Annotated in this window: 24 protein-coding genes; 19 read left to right on the top strand and 5 right to left on the bottom strand. The window is 35.9% G+C overall.

Going from position 1 to position 20,614, the window contains the following annotated elements; genetic code table 11:
* Positions 1-189: 189 nt before the first annotated feature.
* Positions 190-891 (bottom strand): lysophospholipid acyltransferase family protein, encoded by a 702-nt coding sequence (locus ACHABU_RS19315; protein ID WP_435766592.1) that lies wholly within the window; start codon positions 889-891, stop codon positions 190-192.
* 292 nt (positions 892-1,183) lie between these two features.
* On the opposite strand from ACHABU_RS19315, the gene ACHABU_RS19320 reads away from it, so the two are divergent.
* The 4 genes from ACHABU_RS19320 to ACHABU_RS19335 all read left to right on the top strand — a co-directional run bounded on the left by ACHABU_RS19320 (position 1,184) and on the right by ACHABU_RS19335 (position 5,986).
* Positions 1,184-3,397, top strand: a complete 2,214-nt coding sequence (locus ACHABU_RS19320; RefSeq protein WP_435766593.1) for a copper-translocating P-type ATPase — start codon at positions 1,184-1,186, stop codon at positions 3,395-3,397.
* A gap of 345 nt (positions 3,398-3,742) precedes the next feature.
* On the top strand, positions 3,743-4,189 hold the full coding sequence (locus ACHABU_RS19325) for a hypothetical protein (RefSeq protein ID WP_435766594.1): 447 nt from the start codon (positions 3,743-3,745) through the stop codon (positions 4,187-4,189).
* A gap of 56 nt (positions 4,190-4,245) precedes the next feature.
* Entirely contained in the window at positions 4,246-4,620 is a 375-nt protein-coding gene (locus ACHABU_RS19330; RefSeq protein ID WP_435766595.1) for a plastocyanin/azurin family copper-binding protein, read from the top strand.
* Positions 4,621-5,005: 385 nt separating this feature from the next.
* Complete coding sequence (locus ACHABU_RS19335; RefSeq protein WP_435766596.1) at positions 5,006-5,986, top strand: N(5)-(carboxyethyl)ornithine synthase; 981 nt, start codon at positions 5,006-5,008, stop codon at positions 5,984-5,986.
* A gap of 106 nt (positions 5,987-6,092) precedes the next feature.
* Here ACHABU_RS19335 and lexA read toward each other — a convergent pair whose 3' ends face one another.
* Positions 6,093-6,716: a transcriptional repressor LexA gene (gene lexA, locus ACHABU_RS19340; protein ID WP_435766597.1), complete on the bottom strand. Its 624-nt coding sequence runs from the start codon at positions 6,714-6,716 to the stop codon at positions 6,093-6,095.
* 282 nt (positions 6,717-6,998) lie between these two features.
* Between lexA and ACHABU_RS19345 the strand changes: the two genes are divergently transcribed.
* The 8 genes from ACHABU_RS19345 (at position 6,999) to ACHABU_RS19380 (ending at position 13,007) form a co-directional block, all read left to right on the top strand.
* Complete coding sequence (locus ACHABU_RS19345; protein ID WP_435766598.1) at positions 6,999-7,637, top strand: YneB family resolvase-like protein; 639 nt, start codon at positions 6,999-7,001, stop codon at positions 7,635-7,637.
* Positions 7,638-7,729: 92 nt separating this feature from the next.
* Entirely contained in the window at positions 7,730-7,963 is a 234-nt protein-coding gene (locus tag ACHABU_RS19350) for a DUF896 domain-containing protein (protein WP_435766599.1), read from the top strand.
* A gap of 142 nt (positions 7,964-8,105) precedes the next feature.
* Positions 8,106-10,109, top strand: a complete 2,004-nt coding sequence (gene tkt / locus ACHABU_RS19355; RefSeq protein ID WP_435766600.1) for a transketolase — start codon at positions 8,106-8,108, stop codon at positions 10,107-10,109.
* A 170-nt stretch (positions 10,110-10,279) separates the two neighbouring features.
* Positions 10,280-10,738, top strand: a complete 459-nt coding sequence (gene sirA / locus ACHABU_RS19360; RefSeq protein ID WP_435766601.1) for a sporulation inhibitor of replication protein SirA — start codon at positions 10,280-10,282, stop codon at positions 10,736-10,738.
* Positions 10,739-10,784: 46 nt separating this feature from the next.
* The gene (locus ACHABU_RS19365) at positions 10,785-11,006 is read left to right on the top strand and encodes a YneF family protein (RefSeq protein WP_435766602.1); all 222 of its coding nucleotides are present in this window, start codon (positions 10,785-10,787) and stop codon (positions 11,004-11,006) included.
* Positions 11,007-11,278: 272 nt separating this feature from the next.
* Entirely contained in the window at positions 11,279-11,983 is a 705-nt protein-coding gene (locus tag ACHABU_RS19370; protein ID WP_435766603.1) for a cytochrome c biogenesis CcdA family protein, read from the top strand.
* Between the two features lie 66 nt (positions 11,984-12,049).
* The gene (locus tag ACHABU_RS19375; RefSeq protein ID WP_435766604.1) at positions 12,050-12,475 is read left to right on the top strand and encodes a Na(+)/H(+) antiporter subunit B; all 426 of its coding nucleotides are present in this window, start codon (positions 12,050-12,052) and stop codon (positions 12,473-12,475) included.
* Positions 12,476-12,539: 64 nt separating this feature from the next.
* Positions 12,540-13,007: a CcdC family protein gene (locus ACHABU_RS19380; RefSeq protein WP_435766605.1), complete on the top strand. Its 468-nt coding sequence runs from the start codon at positions 12,540-12,542 to the stop codon at positions 13,005-13,007.
* A 33-nt stretch (positions 13,008-13,040) separates the two neighbouring features.
* Here the strand turns inward: ACHABU_RS19380 and ACHABU_RS19385 are convergent, their stop codons facing one another.
* On the bottom strand, positions 13,041-13,499 hold the full coding sequence (locus ACHABU_RS19385) for a DUF2621 family protein (protein ID WP_435766606.1): 459 nt from the start codon (positions 13,497-13,499) through the stop codon (positions 13,041-13,043).
* Between the two features lie 235 nt (positions 13,500-13,734).
* Between ACHABU_RS19385 and ACHABU_RS19390 the strand changes: the two genes are divergently transcribed.
* The 7 genes from ACHABU_RS19390 to ACHABU_RS19420 all read left to right on the top strand — a co-directional run bounded on the left by ACHABU_RS19390 (position 13,735) and on the right by ACHABU_RS19420 (position 20,014).
* Positions 13,735-14,844: an ATP-binding protein gene (locus ACHABU_RS19390; RefSeq protein WP_435766607.1), complete on the top strand. Its 1,110-nt coding sequence runs from the start codon at positions 13,735-13,737 to the stop codon at positions 14,842-14,844.
* 257 nt (positions 14,845-15,101) lie between these two features.
* Positions 15,102-17,813, top strand: coding sequence for an aconitate hydratase AcnA (gene acnA / locus ACHABU_RS19395; RefSeq protein WP_435766608.1), 2,712 nt, complete (start codon positions 15,102-15,104; stop codon positions 17,811-17,813).
* Between the two features lie 211 nt (positions 17,814-18,024).
* A complete protein-coding gene (locus ACHABU_RS19400; protein ID WP_435766609.1) occupies positions 18,025-18,618 on the top strand; it encodes a TlpA family protein disulfide reductase in 594 nt (197 codons plus the stop codon).
* Positions 18,619-18,679: 61 nt separating this feature from the next.
* On the top strand, positions 18,680-18,826 hold the full coding sequence (locus ACHABU_RS19405) for an FbpB family small basic protein (RefSeq protein ID WP_435766610.1): 147 nt from the start codon (positions 18,680-18,682) through the stop codon (positions 18,824-18,826).
* Positions 18,827-18,930: 104 nt separating this feature from the next.
* Positions 18,931-19,161 carry a small acid-soluble spore protein Tlp gene (tlp, locus tag ACHABU_RS19410; RefSeq protein WP_435766611.1) on the top strand — a complete coding sequence of 77 codons (231 nt, stop codon included), beginning with the start codon at positions 18,931-18,933 and terminating at the stop codon, positions 19,159-19,161.
* Between the two features lie 128 nt (positions 19,162-19,289).
* Entirely contained in the window at positions 19,290-19,712 is a 423-nt protein-coding gene (locus ACHABU_RS19415; protein ID WP_435766612.1) for an acyl-CoA thioesterase, read from the top strand.
* 2 nt (positions 19,713-19,714) lie between these two features.
* Positions 19,715-20,014, top strand: a complete 300-nt coding sequence (locus ACHABU_RS19420) for a hypothetical protein (protein WP_435766613.1) — start codon at positions 19,715-19,717, stop codon at positions 20,012-20,014.
* Between the two features lie 40 nt (positions 20,015-20,054).
* Here ACHABU_RS19420 and ACHABU_RS19425 read toward each other — a convergent pair whose 3' ends face one another.
* The gene (locus ACHABU_RS19425) at positions 20,055-20,342 is read right to left on the bottom strand and encodes a HesB/YadR/YfhF family protein (protein WP_435766614.1); all 288 of its coding nucleotides are present in this window, start codon (positions 20,340-20,342) and stop codon (positions 20,055-20,057) included.
* A gap of 35 nt (positions 20,343-20,377) precedes the next feature.
* The gene (yidD, locus tag ACHABU_RS19430; RefSeq protein WP_435766615.1) at positions 20,378-20,611 is read right to left on the bottom strand and encodes a membrane protein insertion efficiency factor YidD; all 234 of its coding nucleotides are present in this window, start codon (positions 20,609-20,611) and stop codon (positions 20,378-20,380) included.
* Between the last annotated feature and the right edge of the window lie 3 nt (positions 20,612-20,614).

Consider the following 20,614-nt stretch of genomic DNA (forward strand, 5'->3'; position numbering starts at 1 on the left):
TATTTTTTGTTCCATTTTCTTTGGTACATGTCATAAGAAAGGAACAGAAGTTATTAACGTAAAACGACCATCAATAATCATACTAGTTGATAGTCGTTTTTGTTGGTTGGTACATTAGTATTTTCGATTTAATATCCATTAAAATTTTAGTGTGATTTTTACCCTAATCTATTAGGGTGCAATAGCCAGCTACAAATGTTTTTTAATTTGTGCTAGAACTGCTGTGGCTAGTTTGTTTGTATCTTTAAAATCTCTTGAATCGATGGGATCAGAGTAATGGACAAAAACTTTTGCTGGTGAATTCTTGCCCTTCTTTCCTATCAATTTATAAGAATCCTTAAAGGTCACAGGAACGACTTTAACCCCTGATTTAATCGCCATTCGTAAACTACCCGATTTAAAGTCTCCAATTTCAGGACCTTTACTTCTAGTTCCTTCTGGGAAAACTGCTATTGAACTACCTGATTTTAAACTTTCTATTGCTTGGTTAATAGCCTTTAGGGAACTACGAGCGTTATCCCTGTTGATAAACACGCATCCTCGTTCTTTCATCCAATAACCTAACAACGGAATTTTCTCCATTTCTTTTTTAGCAACAAAAGCCATCGTTTGAGGTGCTGTTGAATATAAAATTGGTATATCCATATTACCTTGATGGTTGCCAACATATAATACAGGTTCATCTAAAGGAATATTTTCTTTTCCAGTTATTATAAGGTCGGCACCTGAAATTTTAATTAAATTGTTTGTGCATTTTAGAATAATTTTATCCATTAGTTCTAGTTTTTCTTTGCTCTTACCTGCCTTGTTTAATTTATTGATAGTAAATGATTTATTTGCTTTACTTAAAATATAACCCCACATGTATCCTTGAAATAATAGAGTACGCATATTTATTCCTCTTTTCAATCATATTTATGTAATCATAAAAGAAATGAACAAATTAAATAAGTCACAAGTGTCACTAGTTGATATGGAATATGTCACATTATGAGGGGGAATATCGGTTGCATTTTTTCAAGTGAGCAGGTGATTTAGGAAAGAGGGTGGAATACTCTTTCTGTTCTGATTCTTTGTTTAATTTATACCGTACAGGGGTATAGTATGATATGATTGTGATAATTGAGGTGGAATAAACTACATAAAGTCTTCTCAAACTAGAATGATTGAAGGAGTGAAAACAATGGAAAAGCAAGGTAACGGAAAGAATAAACACCTTCATGAGCATGAAGGACATAATGAGCAAAGTCATTCACATCACCATCATAGTGAACATGAAAGTCATGAGACACACAATCACAGCAAACTTGATCATCACAATGGTAGCGAACATGGGGGAGACGTGAATCATCCTCCTAATCAACATGAACATAGTTCGCATGAAGGACATGAGAACAACAACGAACATGAACACCACCATCACGGTGGGCATGGACATGGAAGCAGCCATGCAGGTCATCATGAACATATGATTGAAGACTTTAAAAAGCGCTTCTGGGTATCCCTCGTTTTGGCGATACCAATTTCTTATTTGTCAGAAATGATTCAAATGCTTTTTGGATATGAAGTTAACTTTACTGGTGACACTTTATTATTATTCTTACTTTCAACGATTGTCTTTTTCTATGGTGGTAAACCTTTCTTACTAGGTGCATGGGATGAATTAAAAGCAAGAACCCCAGGAATGATGATGTTAATTTCTTTAGCTATTGTAACCGCATATGTATATAGTACATTGACAGCCTTCTTCATTGAAGGTAGTGACTTCTTCTTTGAATTGGCTACGTTAATTGTCATTATGTTGCTCGGACATTGGATTGAAATGAAATCGATTATGGGTGCTTCGAAAGCCCTGGAAGAGTTAATAAAACTTATGCCAAAGGAAGCACATAAACTGGATGCTTCTGGAAACATTGTAGAAGTTTCTGTTGAAGAGTTGTTACCAGGCGATCAAATTTTAGTTAAATCTGGAGAAAAGATTCCACTAGATGGAGAAATTTTTGAAGGGGAATCAACAGTTGATGAATCCATGCTTACTGGAGAATCTGTTCCTGTCGAAAAAGGACCTGGTATGGAAGCTATTGGTGGTGCGGTGAACGGTGAAGGTGTACTAAAAATAAAAGTTAGTAAAACAGGTAATGATACGTACCTTGCTCAAGTGATTCAATTAGTTAGTGACGCTGAGAAAACGAAATCAAAAGCCCAAGGATTTGCCGATATTGCTGCCAAATGGCTATTTTATGTTGCAATCGTCACGGGAGCCATAACATTAGCTTATTGGGCAATAACCGGTGATTTTGAATTTGCTTTAGAGAGAATGGTTACGGTCCTGATTATTGCTTGTCCACATGCACTAGGTCTAGCAGGTCCGTTGGTTACTTCAAGATCTACATCAATCGCAGCGAAAAAAGGATTGTTAATTCGCAATCGTACCCCATTTGAAAGTGCTTGGAAAGTGGATCGTGTTGTATTTGATAAGACTGGTACGTTGACGGAGGGAAACTTCGGTGTGACGGATGTACATCCAAGCAATGGTGTAAATGAGGAAGAATTATTGAAATTAGCTTACTCTGTTGAAACACAATCGGATCATCCAATTGCAAAAGGTATTGTGAAAGAAGGAAAAGAACGAAACATAGACTCCTACCATGTAACAGATTACAGAAACTTAACTGGGAAAGGATTAACGGCTAACGTAAATGATTCAGAAATCGCAGTTATTAGTCCAGGAGCTATGAGAGCGAAGAAGATTTCTTTTGAAGAAAAAACCTATGAAAAACTTGCCCAGCAAGGGAAAACAGTTGTTTTTGTACTAAAGGATAATGTACTGCAGGGAATGATCGCCTTAGCAGATATTATCAGAGAATCGTCTTACACAGTCATTAAAGAATTGAATGAACGTGGTATAGAAACAGTAATGATGACTGGAGACAATAGCCGAGTAGCAAATTATGTAGGTGAAAAACTCAGGATTTCAAAAGTGATTGCAGAAGTTCTACCACATGAAAAGTCGAATAATGTGAAGGAGTTAAAACAAGGTGGAAAAAAAGTTGCCATGATTGGTGACGGAATTAATGATGCGCCTGCCTTAGCGGAGGCTGATTTAGGTATTGCAATAGGTGCTGGTACGGATGTTGCAATTGAAACTGCTGATGTTGTACTAGTAAATAGTAATCCAGTAGATATCTTAAATATAATTAAGCTGTCTAAAGCAAGTCGTAGAAAAATGGTTCAGAACTTAGGATGGGCTGCTGGATATAATATTGTTGCCATTCCTCTAGCTGCTGGTGTTTTGTATAATATTGGCATTGTGATAACTCCAGCAATTGGGGCAGTAGTTATGTCATTAAGCACAATTGTTTGTGCAATTAATGCTCAATTGTTGAAGATTGATTAAAATAAAACTAGGTTTTCATTGACTAAGTAGAGTTCCTGCTTAGTCTTTTTACTAAATCCCTTCCATTTGACGTCAATCCCAATATCACTATAAAACTCCTCAAAGTTATTATAGTTAACGGTTGTCATCTGAACATGCGGCTAAAAAGATAACTCCTATAATAACAGTTAGAATAGTTATTTTTTCATCTCTTTTTCCTTATATATCGCAAGTCTACTGTGACAAACAAAGAAATTTGAAAGCGGCGTAAAAAAATAAACTTAGGAAAATGATTTCCCATGAATGAACGTTTTTATTCTTCATATAATGAACCATTAGGACGAGATTCATAAAGGGGAATTATAGATGCCAAATTCACTATATGTTACATTCATAGGTATTTTTATTTTAACGATTTGGATTATATGGAATACTATCTATCACCGAAAGAAAATAACAGTGATGACCGGAATGATGATTTCGATGGTACTGGGGATGGGTGTTGGGTTAACCATGGGGGTAATACTTGGCATTCTACTGGCAGGCGATTTGTTTTCCTCCACTCTATTGGCGATGATAATAGGAATTGCAGCCGGTTTCCTTGCAGGTTTGCCGATTGGTTTGATGGCGGTTTTAGACGGAACATTAGCGGGAATGATGGGTGGGATGATGGGTGCGATGCTAGGGGAAATGATTGCTCCTGAGCACCAAAATACTTTAATAAGAATCATGTTCCTGTTATTGACCGGTACAATCATTATTCTGTTTCAATTAATGCAACAGGAATTTATAAAAAGCCCACATTATTGCTGAGTCATCCTGTTGTCATGACCGTAGTATTTGTACTTTTTATTATCGGATATAATCAGATGGGATCAGTGATTCCATCTTCACATTCACCGAATAGCAATAACAACCATCACAGTATGAGTACGAACAACTTAGTGATACAGGCTGACGAATACTCTTTTTCCCCAAGTCATACACAGATAATAGCCGGAGAAGAGATAACGATAACTCTAGATAATATCGGAGAATTGGAACATGAGTTGAAAATAAAAGAAGTGAATAGTTCACATAATCACCAAAAGAATAATGATGAAATTCATGTTCATAGCATGGCAGGAGAGCAACAGGAAATTTCATTTACTCCGGTTTCTCCTGGTGAATACAGTTATATTTGCACAATCCCAGGGCATGCAGAGGCCGGCATGATCGGAATAATTGAAGTTTCATCCTCGTAAATCAGAGGTGGGTTAAAATTATTAAAATATAAATAATAAGCTTAAGAAAGGAGAGATTGAAGAGTCAATCCTTTCTTTTTTAAGTAGTACCAAGGATTAGTGTTCAGCAATAATAACAAGGTTTCAGGAATAAATAAACTGAAATATTAGATTCGAATTATATTTTTGTATTAGTACACTGGAATTATTCGAAGTTGTGTTATACTAAAGAGGTAGTTTGGTAGCAAATGGTAACAAGCATACGGATGCTATCTAAAATCAATGACAATAGTTAATACTTTACTTTAGTAAAGTGAAATACAAAAGATAACGTAAAAGAGTCATTTCAGGTGTGAAGGATCGATTAGTTTTTCAATTAATAAAAACTATTGGAGGAATGACTGACATGAAAAAGATTGGGTTTTTAATGAGTACGAAAGAAAATGAAAAAAGGAGAGCTTTATTACCTCATCATATTGCTTCTATTAAAAATAAAAAATTTTTATTTTTTGAAAGTGGCTATGGTAACTTGCTAGGTTATACAGATGAAGATTATAGATCAGCAGGAGCAAACGTTGTTTCCAAACGTGAAATATTGAGCATAGATGTAATCTGTGATCCTAAAGTAGGGGATGCTAGCTATTTAAACGAACTTAGTCATGGAAAAACAATATTTGGTTGGGTGCATACGGTACAAAGTCAAGAAATAACTGATATATTAACAGGAAATGGCCTTACCGCAATAGCGTGGGAGAATATGTTTGAACAAGGTCGACATAGTTTCTGGAGAAATAATGAAATGGCTGGAGAAGCTTCGGTGCTACATGCCTTTTCCCTGTTTGGAAAAATGCCATATGATTGCAAAGTGGCTTTGATAGGAAGAGGAAACAGTGCTAGGGGAGCGTCAAGAATATTAACTTCATTAGGTGCAGATGTAACTGTATACGATAGAAATATGGAGAAATTATTAAGAAAAGAGCTAGGGAGTTACGATGTTGTTGTAAATGCGGTTTTATGGGATATTAATAGAGATGATCATTTAATATATAAAGAGGATCTTTTGATAATGAAGAAACCATCAATGATAATTGATGTAAGTTGTGATCGAAAAGGTGGTATTGAATCGAGTGTTCCTACATCAATAGAAAATCCAACTTATATAGTGGATGGTGTACTTCACTATATCGTCGATCATTCCCCAGCTTTATTTGCCTATACGGTTTCTGAGATTCTTGGAAAAGAACTAGTTAAATATATTGATATTATTATCGAAGACAGAGTTAAAGAAAATGAAGTTTTAAGTAACGCAATTATTGTAGAAAATGGGAAAGTAATGGATCAAAAAATTATTGAGTACCAGAATAATAAAACGTATGAAAAAGTATGACATCTCCATAGGGACCTTTAGATTTCCGAAGCTTCCTGCTTTGCCTTTATATAATAGAAAACAAAAAGAGAGGTTTTACCAACATTTGGTAAAGCCTCTCTTTTTGTTAATGGATGTTTCTGTATAACCCGATTACTTTTCCTAAGATGGTTACATTAGGATAGATTAAAGGGTCCATAGTAGCATTTTCAGGCTGCAAACGTATATGGCCTTTCTCCTTGAAGAAACGCTTCACCGTAGCCTCATTATCTTCTGTCATAGCAACTACAATATCACTGTTATCAGCTGTGTTTTGCTGTTTCACGATTACCATATCGCCATCAAGTATTCCCGCTTCTATCATACTTTCACCATCAATGACTAGTACAAATAAATTGTCATCAGGACTGGCAGTAGAACTAGGAAGTGGAATAAACTCCTCGATGTTTTCAACTGCTGTAATAGGAAGCCCTGCAGTTACCTTACCGATTACAGGAGCATAGCGTGCTTCGTTTTTCGGGATCTGATTCTCTTCGTTTAGGTCGATAATTTCTATTGCCCTCGGTTTGGTAGGATCTCTTCGAATGAAACCTTTGCTTTCTATTCTTTCCAGGTGACCATGTACGGTCGAACTTGAAGCAAGACCAACAGCTACTGCTATTTCACGAACGGAGGGTGGATAACCTTTTTGTTTAACTTCACTTTTTATAAAATCAAGAATCATTTGCTGTCTTTTTGAAAGTTTTGTCATCTAGTGCTCACCTCTCACATAGGATTTATTAATGATAGTTTACCATTTTATTATTGTATAAGCAAACATTCGTTCTAAAATTCGTTGACAGGACATATGTTCGGTAGTATACTTTAAATAGGCGAACAATAGTTCTAAAAAATTCAAAGGGGGACTATACCATGTTTGAAAAAATTTCAAAAACGGATGCTTTCTATTTAGTTGCTTTTGCATTATCATTGGGTTTCCTATACTTTTCCATGATTATTAGTGGGTAAATTTTAATGAAAGAGGGGCATTGGTTTGAATGCAGTAATATACTGTCGTGTCAGTACAGACAAGAAAACACAGGAAACATCATTGACGCGGCAAAAACAGGAATTGCTCCGACTTGCCGATAAATATAATTTTACTGTCATCGACTCTATTGAAGAACAGGTGAGTGGATACGAAATCGAGCGGGAAGGTATATTTAAAATGTTGGATTATTTTTCTGAAAAGAAAGCGGATTGCTTATTGATTCAGGATGAAACAAGACTCGGCAGAGGGAATACGAAAATCGCTCTATTTCACCAGCTTCAAAAATTAAATATCTCCATTTATACGGCAATTCATGATGGTGAACTGGAATTGACGGAGTCGGATTCAATGGTGCTTCAGATTGTAGGCATTGTCGAAGAATATCAACGTAAAATTCATAATATGAAAATAAAAAGAGGTATGAAAAAAGCAGTAAGTGAAGGATATGATCCGAGACGCAACCTTTCCAATAACAATAAGGCTCCGGGCAAGGAACGTATTTCTTTTCCAATTGAAGAGGTTATCCGTCTACGCGAAAATAAACTTACCTTTGATGAAATAACTAAGACGCTAAACGGTTTAGGCTATCATGTATCTAAAGCTACCGTACATAGGAGATATAGGGAAGCTCAAAATACTTGAATATCCAATCTTGGTAGAGTACGATGGAAAGGCAGGAATATACAAAATTCCCGCCTTTTTAATTTTGTTAAATTTACCGGGAGGGTAAAAAAATGCTATCGAAAGAAAAGCTGGAGCGGATTAATATATTGGCAAAAAAATCTAAAAATGAAGGTTTATCCGATGAGGAAAAAGTGGAACAAAAAAAACTGAGAGAAGAGTATTTAAATAATGTTAGAGGCTCATTCAAAAATCAGTTTAAATCAATGACCGTCGTAGATCCTGAAGGCAATGATGTAACCCCACAAAAAGTTCGAGACCTTCAGGAAAGAAACAAAAAACACTAAGAATACTAAAAATATATTTAATAATCATTCAAGTTAATTTGGTTGATAAACTAATTATAAGAAATTACTTGTTGCAAACGACATTTCATTATAGAATGTATGTGGATACTTAATTTCCTTAAAAAATGGAAGGAGTAATATTATGTCAGAAAATATCGAACAGTTATCAGTTAATACGATTCGTACATTATCTATTGATGCAATAGAAAAAGCTAATTCAGGTCATCCAGGTCTACCTATGGGGGCAGCACCGATGGCATACACACTTTGGACGGATTTTATGAATCACAATCCGAAAAGTTCAAAATGGTTTAACAGAGATAGATTTGTACTATCTGCCGGACATGGTTCTATGTTGCTTTACAGCTTGCTCCACTTATCCGGATATGACGTTAAAATTGACGATTTAAAAAACTTCCGCCAATGGGATTCAAGAACACCAGGACATCCCGAAGTAAACCATACGGATGGTATTGAAGCTACAACCGGTCCACTTGGTCAAGGTCTTTCAATGTCTGTCGGAATGGCAATGGCGGAAGCACATCTTGGAGCAAAATTTAACAAAGAGGACATATCTGTTGTAGATCATTTTACATATGCTCTTGTTAGTGACGGTGACTTGATGGAAGGTATTTCCCATGAAGCTGCATCACTTGCAGGACATTTAGGCTTAGGTAAATTAATTGCACTATATGATTCCAATGATATCTCACTTGATGGTGATTTAAACCGTTCCTTCTCTGATAATACAGATCAACGCTTTAAAGCTTATGGTTGGCAGGTTATCCAAGTAGAAGATGGTAACGATTTAAATGCAATCCGAAGCGCGATTAAAGAGGCTCAAGCTAACACAGAACAACCGACTTTAATTGAAATTAAAACGATTATTGGTTATGGTTCACCAAATAAATCTGCTTCTGCATCCTCCCATGGTGCACCACTTGGATTGGATGAAGTGAAGTTAACAAAAGAATATTATAAATGGACACATGAAGATTTCCACGTACCTGAAGAGGTATATGCAGACTTTAAAGGGAAAATTGTGGACAATGGTATAGAAAAAGAATCCGAGTGGAATAAATTAGTTGAAAACTATAAAGAAAAATATCCAGAACTTGCAGAGGAATTTGAATTAGCATTAAAAGGTGAACTACCTGCTAATTGGGACAAAGAGCTTCCTGTATACAAGCCTGAAGAAAAAGCACTTGCAACACGTGCATCTTCTGGTGAAGTTCTAAATGCAATTGCAAAATCAGTTCCTAATCTTTTCGGAGGAAGTGCAGATTTAGCAGGTTCAAATAAAACGAACTTGAATGATGATGCTGATTTCACGCGTAAAGACTATTCAGGCAGAAACATCTGGTTTGGTGTACGTGAGCATGCGATGGGTGCAGCACTAAATGGTATGGCATTACACGGTGGTCTCAACGTATATGCTGGTACATTCTTTGTCTTCAGTGACTACTTAAAACCAGCAATTCGTTTAGCTTCTATCATGAATGTGCCGGTTACGTATGTGTTTACACATGATTCTATTGCGGTTGGAGAAGATGGGCCAACACATGAACCTGTCGAACAATTAGCAGGATTGCGTGCCATTCCTGGACTATCATTGATACGACCAGCTGACGGAAATGAGACACAGGCAGCATGGAGACTTGCAATCGAATCTACTGATCAGCCGACTGCATTAGTTTTAACAAGACAAAATTTACCTACACTAGAAGGTACAAAAGAAAATGCATATGAAGGTGTTAAAAAAGGTGCCTATGTAGTAAGTAAATCAGATAAAGAAACACCTGATGCACTACTAATTGCAACGGGTTCTGAAGTGCAGCTTGCAGTAAGATCTCAACAAGCTCTAAAAGAAAAAGGTATTGATGTAAGTGTTGTAAGTATGCCATCATGGGATCGTTTTGAACAACAAGACGTGGCATATAAGAACGAAGTAATTCCACCACAAGTGAAAGCGCGTGTTGGAATCGAAATGGCTTCATCATTTGGTTGGGCACGTTATGTTGGTGACCAAGGAGCTGTTATCGGAATAGATCGTTTCGGTGCTTCTGCTAATGGCGATAAAGTGATCGAAGAATATGGCTTTACAGTAGAAAATGTAATCAGTCATGTTGAAAAAGTTTTAAAATAGCATAAAAAGATGGTTCCGTCTGGAGCCATCTTTTTGCTTTTTTATATCAAAAAGCGCATCCGTAAGTAATCCCCTCTTGATTCGACAAAAGTAGTTGAAATTTGCATTATAAAGTGACAAGATTTTGTTCCCTTTTTATTTATAATAGAGGATAAGAGGGAGGAATAGAAATGAATGAGTACTCTATTTATTGGATTGAAGAAGAAGTTGCCAAAAGTTACTTTCATAAAAGTGATATCCTATTACGATTTTTGAAAGAATATGAAGCTGAACCGAGCAGAAGTGATTTGAAATCCCAGTACTTATACATTACTCGTCAAGTTCAGTATCAGGAAATTATTTCTCACTTGAATAATCTTGCACCAAAAAATATAACTGTTCATTCGGTTGGACAAATCATACATATTAAACGAAAAGATCAGTCCATCCTGGTCCAGATAGAAAATGGGTTATTAAATTTCAAATGCAAGAATCTACAAGAAGCCGTTATGTTATTATTTCCTATTATACGTGACTTTTACCCTTATCTGTTTGTAAAAGGAAAAAATGTACCAAATTATGGCTGGATTTCTCCGATCATTCAAAAAAATAGTGATAGGGTAAGACAAGTATTGTATTCTTACCGCTAATTTAATATACTGTATAAGAGACAACACGAAGGAGGAAAATCTAGAAATGGGCACAATTTGGGTCGTACTAATTGCTATAGCAGCATTAATTGCTGGTGTTGCTCTTGGTTTTTTTATTGCAAGAAAATATATGATGAACTATCTGAAAAAGAATCCACCGATTAATGAGCAGATGCTTCGAACTTTAATGATGCAAATGGGGCAAAAGCCATCTCAAAAGAAAATTAATCAAATGATGCGTTCCATGAATAGCCAAAGCGAGAAGTAACACCTGAATCGTCAGGTGTTATCGCATCGTTTTAATATACATGAATTTTCATATTGAATAATTTTTCATCGTACTATTAGCAATTATTTTGGTTTATTTTACTTCCTAACCACTTTTTCTGATACAACTGTAGCAGAAAAAGTGGTTTTTATTTATCTAAAATTGTGTATCCGTTCAAGTCGTTTAAAATATTCCTCTTTTTGTCAAATTCAATTGGTTTATTTTACCGCTGTATCTGTTAAAATTGATAATGGACAGATAGGAGGGTTTTTATGTCAGAGATAAATATATTTCTCGCGTTTGGAGCGGGATTCTTATCCTTTATATCGCCTTGTGTGCTGCCACTATATCCGGTGTTTTTATCTTATATTACCGGAATGAGTGTAAGCGAACTCAATGATGACAATAAGAGGATGAACAAGAAAGCTTTAATACATACGATATGTTTTCTGATCGGTTTTTCCAGTATTTTTATAATGATTGGTTTTACAACGACCCATATCTCCGAGTTCCTGTTAACTTATCAAGATATGATTCGACAGATTGGTGCAATTTTAATCATATTCTTTGGCCTGGTAATTGTGGGTGTATTAAATTTTGAATTTCTAATGAAAGACAGAAAAATAAACTTCAAAAACCGCCCAGCAGGATTTTTTGGTTCTATTATAATAGGGATGGCTTTCTCTCTTGGCTGGACTCCGTGTACAGGTCCAATTTTAGCTATTGTACTTTCTTTGGCTGCAACCAATCCTGACATAGGGATGGTTATGATGATCAGTTATATATTAGGATTCTCAATTCCATTCTTACTTTTATCCTTTTTTATAGGAAAGTTAAGCTGGATAAAAAAACACAGTTCACGTATAGTGAAAATCGGCGGCTGGGTAATGATATTTATGGGTATTGCCTTGTTCTTTGATTGGATGACAAAACTTACTGCATTTTTAGCAGGATGGTTTGGTTTTTCGGGGTTTTAATGGATTTTTAACTGATGATATATTAGTATTATATATATCACATGCGCTATAAAGGGGAATATATTTATGTACAAACCAAACAATATGATTTTACAAACTACAACATCATTAATTGCCTTTATCCTTTTGGGGTTTGCAGTATATTTACTATTTGCGGGGCATAATTCACCTGGTGGTGGGTTTGTTGGTGGTTTGATGACATCCGGAGCGATTTTACTGTTAAATATGGCATATGGAATGAATACGGTAAGAAAAATGCTACCAATCAATTTTACGATGCTTATTCCAATTGGATTACTTATTGCAGTTGGAACTGGCGTTGGTTCATTTATCTTTAATGTACCATTTTTATCCCAAACATTTGGTTACTTTACGTTTCCTATATTTGGAGAAGTGGAACTAGCTACCGCAATGCTGTTTGACTTCGGTGTTTACTTTACTGTTGTTGGTGTCGTAATGACAATTATTTTAACCATTGCAGAAGATCAATAACTTGCGAATTCCCTTGATTAATATACTGTTATAGTGACACTTGTTTACGAGAGAGTGATATGATATGTTTTGGCTAATTGCAAGTACGGTTGTCGCAGCATTCATGGCTGCCGCAATGATAGTAGTCCGATTAAAAGCAGCGAAAAAACCGGCTTCAGTAAAAAAAATAATTCTGCCACCACTCTTTATGAGTACAGGTGCCCTGATGTTTGCTTTTCCGGTGTTCCAAATTTCTTGGATTCAAGTACTCGAGGCTTTTCTAGCAGGCATGATCTTTTCAATATTCCTTATTAGATCATCTAAGTTTGAAATAAGAGGCAATGATATTTTTCTAATTCCGTCTAAGGCATTTCCTATTATTTTAATTGCTCTTCTGGTTGCTAGAATAATTATCAAACTAATTATAGGTAGTCAGATTTCCTTCGGTGAGACGAGTGGGATGTTCTTTATGCTCGCTTTTGGAATGATTTTCACTTGGAGGATTACAATGCTGTATCAATTTATGCAATTAAAAAAGCTGAGTTACAGATAATGCGCTTAACTGTTATGTTAAGCGCATTATCTTTTATTTATATTTTGTTTCCCAGTTTTCATTGTAATTGGATTTTGATAATTTAAAAAGATATTCATACGGTTCAACATCGATCCTCTTTTGTTTCAGCTTTTTTCTCAAAAATTTATGGTCACGTTTTGGTGTTGCTAGGATATAACCTTCGATTAATGTGCGTTGACTAATATAGTCTTGTTCTTTCTCTAACGTAATTTCTCCGATCTTGCTAGCTATTCGATGTCTTGCTACATCCCTGAATAGTTCAGGAACAGGTGATACTAATTCTTCTAGTAATTCTTTTTCTTCCGTCTCCCACATGTGTCTGGTCTTTTCCATATAAAATTCTTCCCAATCCATAACTGATTTCCCATCATCTTTCGGCAGTTTTTTGAGAAATTTTCGGAACATAAAAAACCCGCCGATAGCCATTAGACTAATAAGCAAAAATCCCCATAGTACAATTATTACTGACATATTCTTCACCTAATTCTTTCTAAGTTTAACCTTTATTTTTCAAATATTAGTTAATATTTTAATAATTAATTTATTTTTCATTATATTTGTAGTAAGATTACTAATAATAATTAGATTTAAAAAGAGCTTCTCCGCTTATTATAATGTCAACAATCCGTATAGACAAGTATCATATTCTATTCGCCATAATCATACATATATATAGAAAAATGTAATTTTGGAAGGGGGAACAAGTATGGAAATAAATAATAATGACGATATATCTCATAAATGCGATAAGAAATCTGATAATCTGCGCTATATCAAGGATGTGTCTGAACTGCCGCATCGTATTTTGGAATGGATTAATATGAATAGTGACGGAGTGTTTATTTTAGCAGATACGGATGGAAAGTTGCTATATGTAACAACAGCAATTGAAAAAATTATTGGTTATAAAGTTTCAGAATTGATTGGCACGTATTGGTATGAAAGAATCCCTATAAAAGATGTTGAATATGTAAGAAAACAGGTACGTGAATATCCTGGTGATAAAAAGAATGTGAATATAAATGTTCTTAATAACGACGGGAAATATATATTACTGGATTGTAAGTTTGAACAGTATGTGGATGGGGCGGACACTTATATTTTAGCATATTTGAAAGATATTACTTATAAAAAGGAAACAGAGGAAATGATGGTTCGTTCTGAAAAAATGACAATTGCTGGTCAGTTGGCTGCAGGAATAGCCCATGAAATTCGCAATCCTTTAACATCGTTAAAAGGTTTCTTACAACTATTGCAGGCTGGGGTTAGTCACAAAGAAGAATATTTCCATGTCATGATTGACGAAATCGATAAGATAGAAGCAATAACATCGGAACTGTTATTTATATCGAAGCCCTTAACGGAAAACAGACGAAAAGAAAGCGTGGAACAGATGATTGAAGATGTGATTGTACTGCTGCAGCCACAAGCAAAGTTAAAAAATATTGAGCTTGTTGTTCAACAACCAATTCATGGAGAAATATACTGTGATCGTTCCCAAATTAAGCAAGTATTAATTAATTTGGTTAAAAATGCGATTGAAGCAATGGATACAGTGGGGAAAATTACCCTTTCAGTGAATTGCAATCACGAGAGCGTTGATGTTTCAATAGCGGATGAAGGAAACGGCATACCAGATGACATCCTACATAAACTTGGTGAACCTTTCTTTACCACGAAACAAAGTGGTACGGGCTTGGGGCTCTTAATCTCAAAGCAGATTCTTGACTCCCATAATGCAACTTTAAAAATTAAACAAAATACAATAAAAGGAAGTACCTTTCAATTGGGTTTTCTAAATAAGGTTTTTGATTAAATTATTATGATAACTTGTTATTAGTTGCATCTTAATTTGCTATAAGCAAAGGTTATCATTATACATAACATATTTATATATAGTAGTTTGCGATAATCATTTGTTTTATCGTGTAGATTCCTATATTATAAGTATTAAAGGTCTAATTAAATATTAATGATGAAGCGTATTTTTAAAAAGGGAAAAGTTTGTCGAATGATGACCTTACTAGAAGTGGGGAATTTGGCGAAACAGTAGGAAATGAAAGGGGTAACATTATGACTGATAGCAATGTTTATAACGCTAAAAAACAGTTTGATTTAAACGGGAAAACGTATAATTATTACCGATTAAAAAGCTTGGAAGAATCAGGAGTTGGTAAAGTAGGGCGCTTGCCATTTTCCATCCGTGTACTTTTAGAATCACTATTACGTCAACATGATGGTCGTCAAATCAAAGACGAACATGTTGAAGAGCTCGCAAAATGGGGGACCAAAAAAGGAATTGGGACAGATGTTCCATTTAAGCCATCTCGAGTAATTCTACAGGATTTCACAGGTGTGCCAGCAGTTGTTGATCTTGCTTCTCTAAGAAAAGCAATGGTTGATTTAGGTGGAGAGCCTAATAAAATTAATCCAGAAGTACCAGTAGATCTTGTAATCGATCACTCCGTACAGGTGGACGAATACGGTACAGCTGGTGCACTTAAAGCAAATATGGATTTGGAATTTGAACGTAATGCAGAGCGTTATGAATTTTTGAATTGGGCTCAAAAAGCGTTTGATAATTATCGCGCTGTTCCCCCTGCAACAGGTATCGTCCATCAGGTGAACCTGGAGTATATTGCAAATGTTGTTCATGCGTTGGAAAACGAATCCGGAGAATATGATGCCTTTCCGGATACTTTAGTAGGTACAGACTCCCACACAACTATGATTAATGGTTTAGGTGTGCTTGGATGGGGTGTTGGTGGTATTGAAGCAGAAGCTGGAATGCTTGGCCAACCATCTTACTTCCCTGCACCGGAAGTTATCGGTGTGAAGTTTACAGGTAGCTATCCTAATGGAATAACTGCGACTGACTTAGCATTAAAAGTAACCCAAGTTCTCCGTGAACAAAGTGTTGTAGGGAAATTTGTGGAGTATTTTGGTCCTGGATTGGAAGATATGCCGTTGGCTGATAGGGCTACGATCTCCAATATGGCTCCAGAATACGGTGCAACGTGTGGATTCTTCCCAGTTGATGAAGAGTCATTAAATTATCTTCGTCTTACTGGTCGTAGTGAAGACCAGATTGATTTAGTGGAAACATATTGTAAAGCAAATGATCTATGGTATTCATCTGATCAACCGGACCCAGAGTATACGAAGGTTATCGAGATTAATCTTTCTGAATTAGAACCAAATCTTTCCGGACCTAAACGTCCTCAGGATTTAGTTTCTTTATCCAATATGCAAAAAGAATTCAACAAAGCAATTACAGCACCTGAAGGGAACCAAGGGTTTGGAATGGACAAATCAGAATTTGATAAACAGGTAATTGTACAGCATCCTAACGGTAAAACGAGCACAATGAAAACAGGTGCACTCGCAATTGCCGCAATTACATCTTGTACAAATACATCCAATCCATATGTAATGCTTGGAGCAGGTTTGGTGGCTAAAAAAGCTATTGAAAAAGGTTTGAAAGTACCAGATTATGTAAAGACTTCATTGGCACCGGGTTCGAAGGTTGTTACTCGTTATCTTGAAGATGCAGGATTACAAACGTATCTTGACAAGCTTGGATTCAACCTGGTTGGTTATGGCTGTACGACTTGTATCGGTAACTCCGGTCCATTACGTGAGGAAATTGAAAAAGCAATTATGGATAGTGATTTGATCGCTTCATCTGTATTATCAGGTAACCGTAACTTTGAAGGTCGTATTCACCCATTAGTAAAAGCTAACTACCTGGCATCTCCGCCATTAGTTGTTGCATATGCACTGGCTGGTACGGTAGATATTGATTTAACGAAAGAACCGCTTGGAAAAGATCAGGATGGCAATGCGGTGTATATGAATGATATATGGCCTACATCGGAAGAAATCAAAAAAGAAGTTGCAAGTGTTGTAACGCCAGAAATCTTCCGTAAAGAATATGAAAATGTATTTGCTTCCAATAAAAAATGGAACGAGATTGAAACAACCGATGAACCGTTATTTGAATGGGATAGTGAATCAACGTATATTCAAAATCCCCCATTCTTTGAAGGTTTAACACCAGAAGCAGGAATAGTAGAACCATTAAACAATTTGCGTGCCGTTGGTCTATTCGGTGATTCTGTTACAACCGACCATATTTCACCAGCCGGCGCAATCGCAAAAGACATGCCTGCAGGTAAACATTTACAGGAAAAAGGGGTATCACCGAGAAACTTTAACTCTTATGGATCTCGTCGTGGTAATCATGAAATTATGATGCGTGGTACGTTTGCCAATATCCGTATTCGTAACCTGTTAGCACCTGGTACAGAGGGTGGTTATACTACTTACTGGCCTACAGGTGAAGTTATGCCAATCTATGATGCAGCTATGAAATATCAGCAAGATGGAACTGGTCTTGTTGTCATGGGTGGTAAAGATTATGGAATGGGATCCTCCCGTGACTGGGCTGCAAAAGGTACGAATCTGTTAGGCATTAAAACGGTTATTGCTGAAAGTTTTGAGCGTATTCACCGTTCCAATCTGGTTATGATGGGTGTACTACCATTACAGTTTGAAAAAGGGAAAAGCGCTAAAAAACTTGGCTTAACTGGAAAAGAAACATTTAACGTGGAAATTGATGAGACTGTTCGTCCACAAGATGTAGTGAAGGTCACTGCAACGGATGAAAAAGGAAAAGTAACCAAATTCAATGCAGTTGCCCGCTTTGACAGTGACGTGGAAATTGACTACTACCGTCATGGTGGTATTCTTCGCATGGTATTGCGTGATAAATTGAAAGTCTAGAAGTTATATAAAAAATACTCCGTGCACATCGCCGGAGTATTTTTTATGCTGTGAAAAAAGCCTACCCAACTATCCAAATTCATTCTTAATCATTAATGACTATTTTAAGAACAATAAGCTGACTCTCTTTACAAATGCTGAATAAATACATACGATAAGTAAGATTGATAAACATTTCGTAATTAAATGCCAGTAATGGGGGAAGAACATATTGTTTAAAAAGATGTTTGGTATAACTATGTTAATCGTTTTAGCAGGAATTGTAATCGGTAACTTTATTGAACAGCAATTTGAGAAGAAAGCAGAACCTAATATATATGATGTTACAGGAGATACCAATGTAGAAGGTGGAGCAATTGCACCTGTTGAAAGTATTGGTATAGAGCAGGGAGAAGCAGCTCCTGATTTTGAATTAGAAACTTTAAATGGGGAGCAATTCAAACTCTCCGACCTTAAAGGGAAGAAAGTAATTTTAAATTTCTGGTATACCTGGTGCCCGCCATGTCGTGAAGAAATGCCGGAAATGCAAAAATTCTATGAAGAATTTGGGGAGGAAGTAGAAATCATTGCAGTGAATTTAACATATATGGAAAAAAGTGAACAAGATGTCCATGACTTTATAGATGAATTCTCATTTACGTATTCTGTTCCCTTGGATCGTGAGGAGACTGTTGCAGAACTATATAAAATTCATGCTGCTCCGACTTCCTATTTTATCGGAACAGATGGAATCGTTGGACAGACAAGAAGGATTGGTCCGATGGAATATGAGTTCATGGAAGAAATGGTGCATGCACTAAATTAATTTAATCTATTATAAAATTCTTAAGTTTTGGTAATACTCTTTATAAAAAGGGTGGATTGCCATGTCTCTTAAGAAAAAGCTTAGTTTTGACGAGTTAGTTGCCGAAAATCGAAAACAGATTTTACAGGATCGCATGCTAATGGAGAAAATCGAACATAATTTGGACATGCGAATGCATCAAACCGTTAAAAAAGCAAATGAAAATTAAGGAAGAATGCTGTGTTCCAATATATTGGAATGCAGCATTCTTTTGTATAGGAATGGGATTTAATGAAAAAATAAGCGTATCTTATTGTAGAAAGGAGTTCTTAAATGACAGATAAACAGTATCAACCCAAACCTGATGATCGTAGTGATAATGTAGAAAAGTTGCAGGATATGGTACAGGACACCATTCAAAATATCGAAAAAGCCCATGAAACAATGGAATTTTCAAGTGGTCAGGAAAAAGAACAAATTATAGCGAAAAATAAGCGTAGAGAAGAAGCAATTGAAGGTTTTCGCAGAGAAATAAAAGATGAATATCATAACCAAAATGACTAAATATAGCGATAAGCCTCAAATCATTATGATTTGAGGTATTTTTTTCATGAGGTTACAGATCTTAAATATTCCGATAGTTACTTATTTTATGATACGATTAAATAAACTTGGAATAGGGGGAAGCGTTGTTGTTAAAATCAAGAACACCAATAGAAGTTAGATATCAGGAAACGGACCAAATGGGTGTCGTTTATCATGCAAACTATTTGGTATGGTTTGAAATAGGAAGAACTAAATATGTAGAAGAACTTGGATTGAGTTATGCAAAAATGGAAGAAAGTAATGTCGTTTCTCCTGTACTTGATGCGGGGCTTACATTTAAAAGACCCATTCGGTATGGTGAAGATGCCTATGTAGAAACATGGTTGGAAGAATATGATGGAATTAGGACTGTATATGGATATCAGGTTCTCAATGCTGAAGGAGAGATTGCGGTGAGTGGATTTTCCAAACATGCAGTTGTCAAAAAAGATTCATTTCGACCAATTTCATTAAGAAGATCATTTCCTGAATGGCATAAAGCATATATTGCTCAAATCGAAGGAGAATAGTGATGGCATTTGGATTAAAAAGAAGTGAGCTTATTTCGTGGAAGAAAAATGTCGAAAATGGAGAGATAGACTTTTTAACTCATTTTTGGATGGATGATCGATTTCCGGGTTGTAACACAGTGACAAAAGTAGGTTGCAGTGATATAGATAAACTTAAAAACTGGGGTAAAGTCTATGGTCTTCAAGAACAATGGATTCACAGAGATGAAAAATATCCCCATTTTGATTTATTTGGTGATCATCAAAAGGAAGTATTACAAAAGGAAAACAAGTGGGATCAAATAGAAAAATTTAAATTATAAAAGGCGTCCATCAGGACGCCTTTTATAATGAAGATATCCATTATACATATTTCATTCGTGGTTCCTTACGCTGTTCATCATATTCTATATTCAAATCGCTCTCTTCAAAATACCAAACATCAGCGTCTTCTACATAGAACGTTATGTTTCCCACAGTTTTAGATGTATGAACCGATTGTGGATGATCCTTTTTCACACCGAGCGAAAAACCTGGTATTTTACCACCTACGCCTCCATATCTGACGAAAAAGCGAATCTCTTCTGTACCGTCAATTTCCAGTTCTTCTTTATACCAAATCGCAGCTTCATTACTAATATCAAGTTTCATTTTCAGCAACTCCCTCTTATGTTTGAATGCGCATGCTACTTGTTACGTTTAACCTTTTTCTCAGGTACGAGATCAACGCCACCAGGATGAAGGGGATGACATTTGCTAATCCTTTTCACGGTCAGGTAGGATCCTTTTATTGCACCAAAGCGCTTGAAAGCTTCTAACCCATATTCCGAACACGAAGGATAAAATCTGCAAGTGGAAGGTGTAAAAGGACTAATAGCTACCCGGTAAAATTTAATAATGCCAATAAATATATATTTCATAAC

Origin of the sequence: Oceanobacillus sp. CF4.6, from assembly GCF_051262635.1 — a bacterium.
Classification (GTDB): domain Bacteria; phylum Bacillota; class Bacilli; order Bacillales; family Amphibacillaceae; genus Oceanobacillus.

Excerpts from the sequence above, each read along its gene's own strand:
- ACHABU_RS19320 (WP_435766593.1), top strand. The coding sequence starts at position 1,184 with ATGGAAAAGCAAGGTAACGGAAAGAATAAACACCTTCATGAGCATGAA.
- ACHABU_RS19370 (WP_435766603.1), top strand. The coding sequence starts at position 11,279 with ATGTCAGAGATAAATATATTTCTCGCGTTTGGAGCGGGATTCTTATCC.
- acnA (WP_435766608.1), top strand. The coding sequence starts at position 15,102 with ATGACTGATAGCAATGTTTATAACGCTAAAAAACAGTTTGATTTAAAC.
- ACHABU_RS19365 (WP_435766602.1), top strand. The coding sequence starts at position 10,785 with ATGGGCACAATTTGGGTCGTACTAATTGCTATAGCAGCATTAATTGCT.
- tlp (WP_435766611.1), top strand. The coding sequence starts at position 18,931 with ATGACAGATAAACAGTATCAACCCAAACCTGATGATCGTAGTGATAAT.
- yidD (WP_435766615.1), bottom strand. The coding sequence starts at position 20,611 with ATGAAATATATATTTATTGGCATTATTAAATTTTACCGGGTAGCTATT.
- ACHABU_RS19330 (WP_435766595.1), top strand. The coding sequence starts at position 4,246 with ATGGGATCAGTGATTCCATCTTCACATTCACCGAATAGCAATAACAAC.
- lexA (WP_435766597.1), bottom strand. The coding sequence starts at position 6,716 with ATGACAAAACTTTCAAAAAGACAGCAAATGATTCTTGATTTTATAAAA.
- ACHABU_RS19385 (WP_435766606.1), bottom strand. The coding sequence starts at position 13,499 with ATGTCAGTAATAATTGTACTATGGGGATTTTTGCTTATTAGTCTAATG.
- ACHABU_RS19425 (WP_435766614.1), bottom strand. The coding sequence starts at position 20,342 with ATGAAACTTGATATTAGTAATGAAGCTGCGATTTGGTATAAAGAAGAA.
- ACHABU_RS19420 (WP_435766613.1), top strand. The coding sequence starts at position 19,715 with ATGGCATTTGGATTAAAAAGAAGTGAGCTTATTTCGTGGAAGAAAAAT.
- ACHABU_RS19335 (WP_435766596.1), top strand. The coding sequence starts at position 5,006 with ATGAAAAAGATTGGGTTTTTAATGAGTACGAAAGAAAATGAAAAAAGG.
- ACHABU_RS19350 (WP_435766599.1), top strand. The coding sequence starts at position 7,730 with ATGCTATCGAAAGAAAAGCTGGAGCGGATTAATATATTGGCAAAAAAA.
- tkt (WP_435766600.1), top strand. The coding sequence starts at position 8,106 with ATGTCAGAAAATATCGAACAGTTATCAGTTAATACGATTCGTACATTA.
- ACHABU_RS19375 (WP_435766604.1), top strand. The coding sequence starts at position 12,050 with ATGTACAAACCAAACAATATGATTTTACAAACTACAACATCATTAATT.
- sirA (WP_435766601.1), top strand. The coding sequence starts at position 10,280 with ATGAATGAGTACTCTATTTATTGGATTGAAGAAGAAGTTGCCAAAAGT.
- ACHABU_RS19380 (WP_435766605.1), top strand. The coding sequence starts at position 12,540 with ATGTTTTGGCTAATTGCAAGTACGGTTGTCGCAGCATTCATGGCTGCC.
- ACHABU_RS19315 (WP_435766592.1), bottom strand. The coding sequence starts at position 891 with ATGCGTACTCTATTATTTCAAGGATACATGTGGGGTTATATTTTAAGT.
- ACHABU_RS19405 (WP_435766610.1), top strand. The coding sequence starts at position 18,680 with ATGTCTCTTAAGAAAAAGCTTAGTTTTGACGAGTTAGTTGCCGAAAAT.
- ACHABU_RS19390 (WP_435766607.1), top strand. The coding sequence starts at position 13,735 with ATGGAAATAAATAATAATGACGATATATCTCATAAATGCGATAAGAAA.
- ACHABU_RS19325 (WP_435766594.1), top strand. The coding sequence starts at position 3,743 with ATGCCAAATTCACTATATGTTACATTCATAGGTATTTTTATTTTAACG.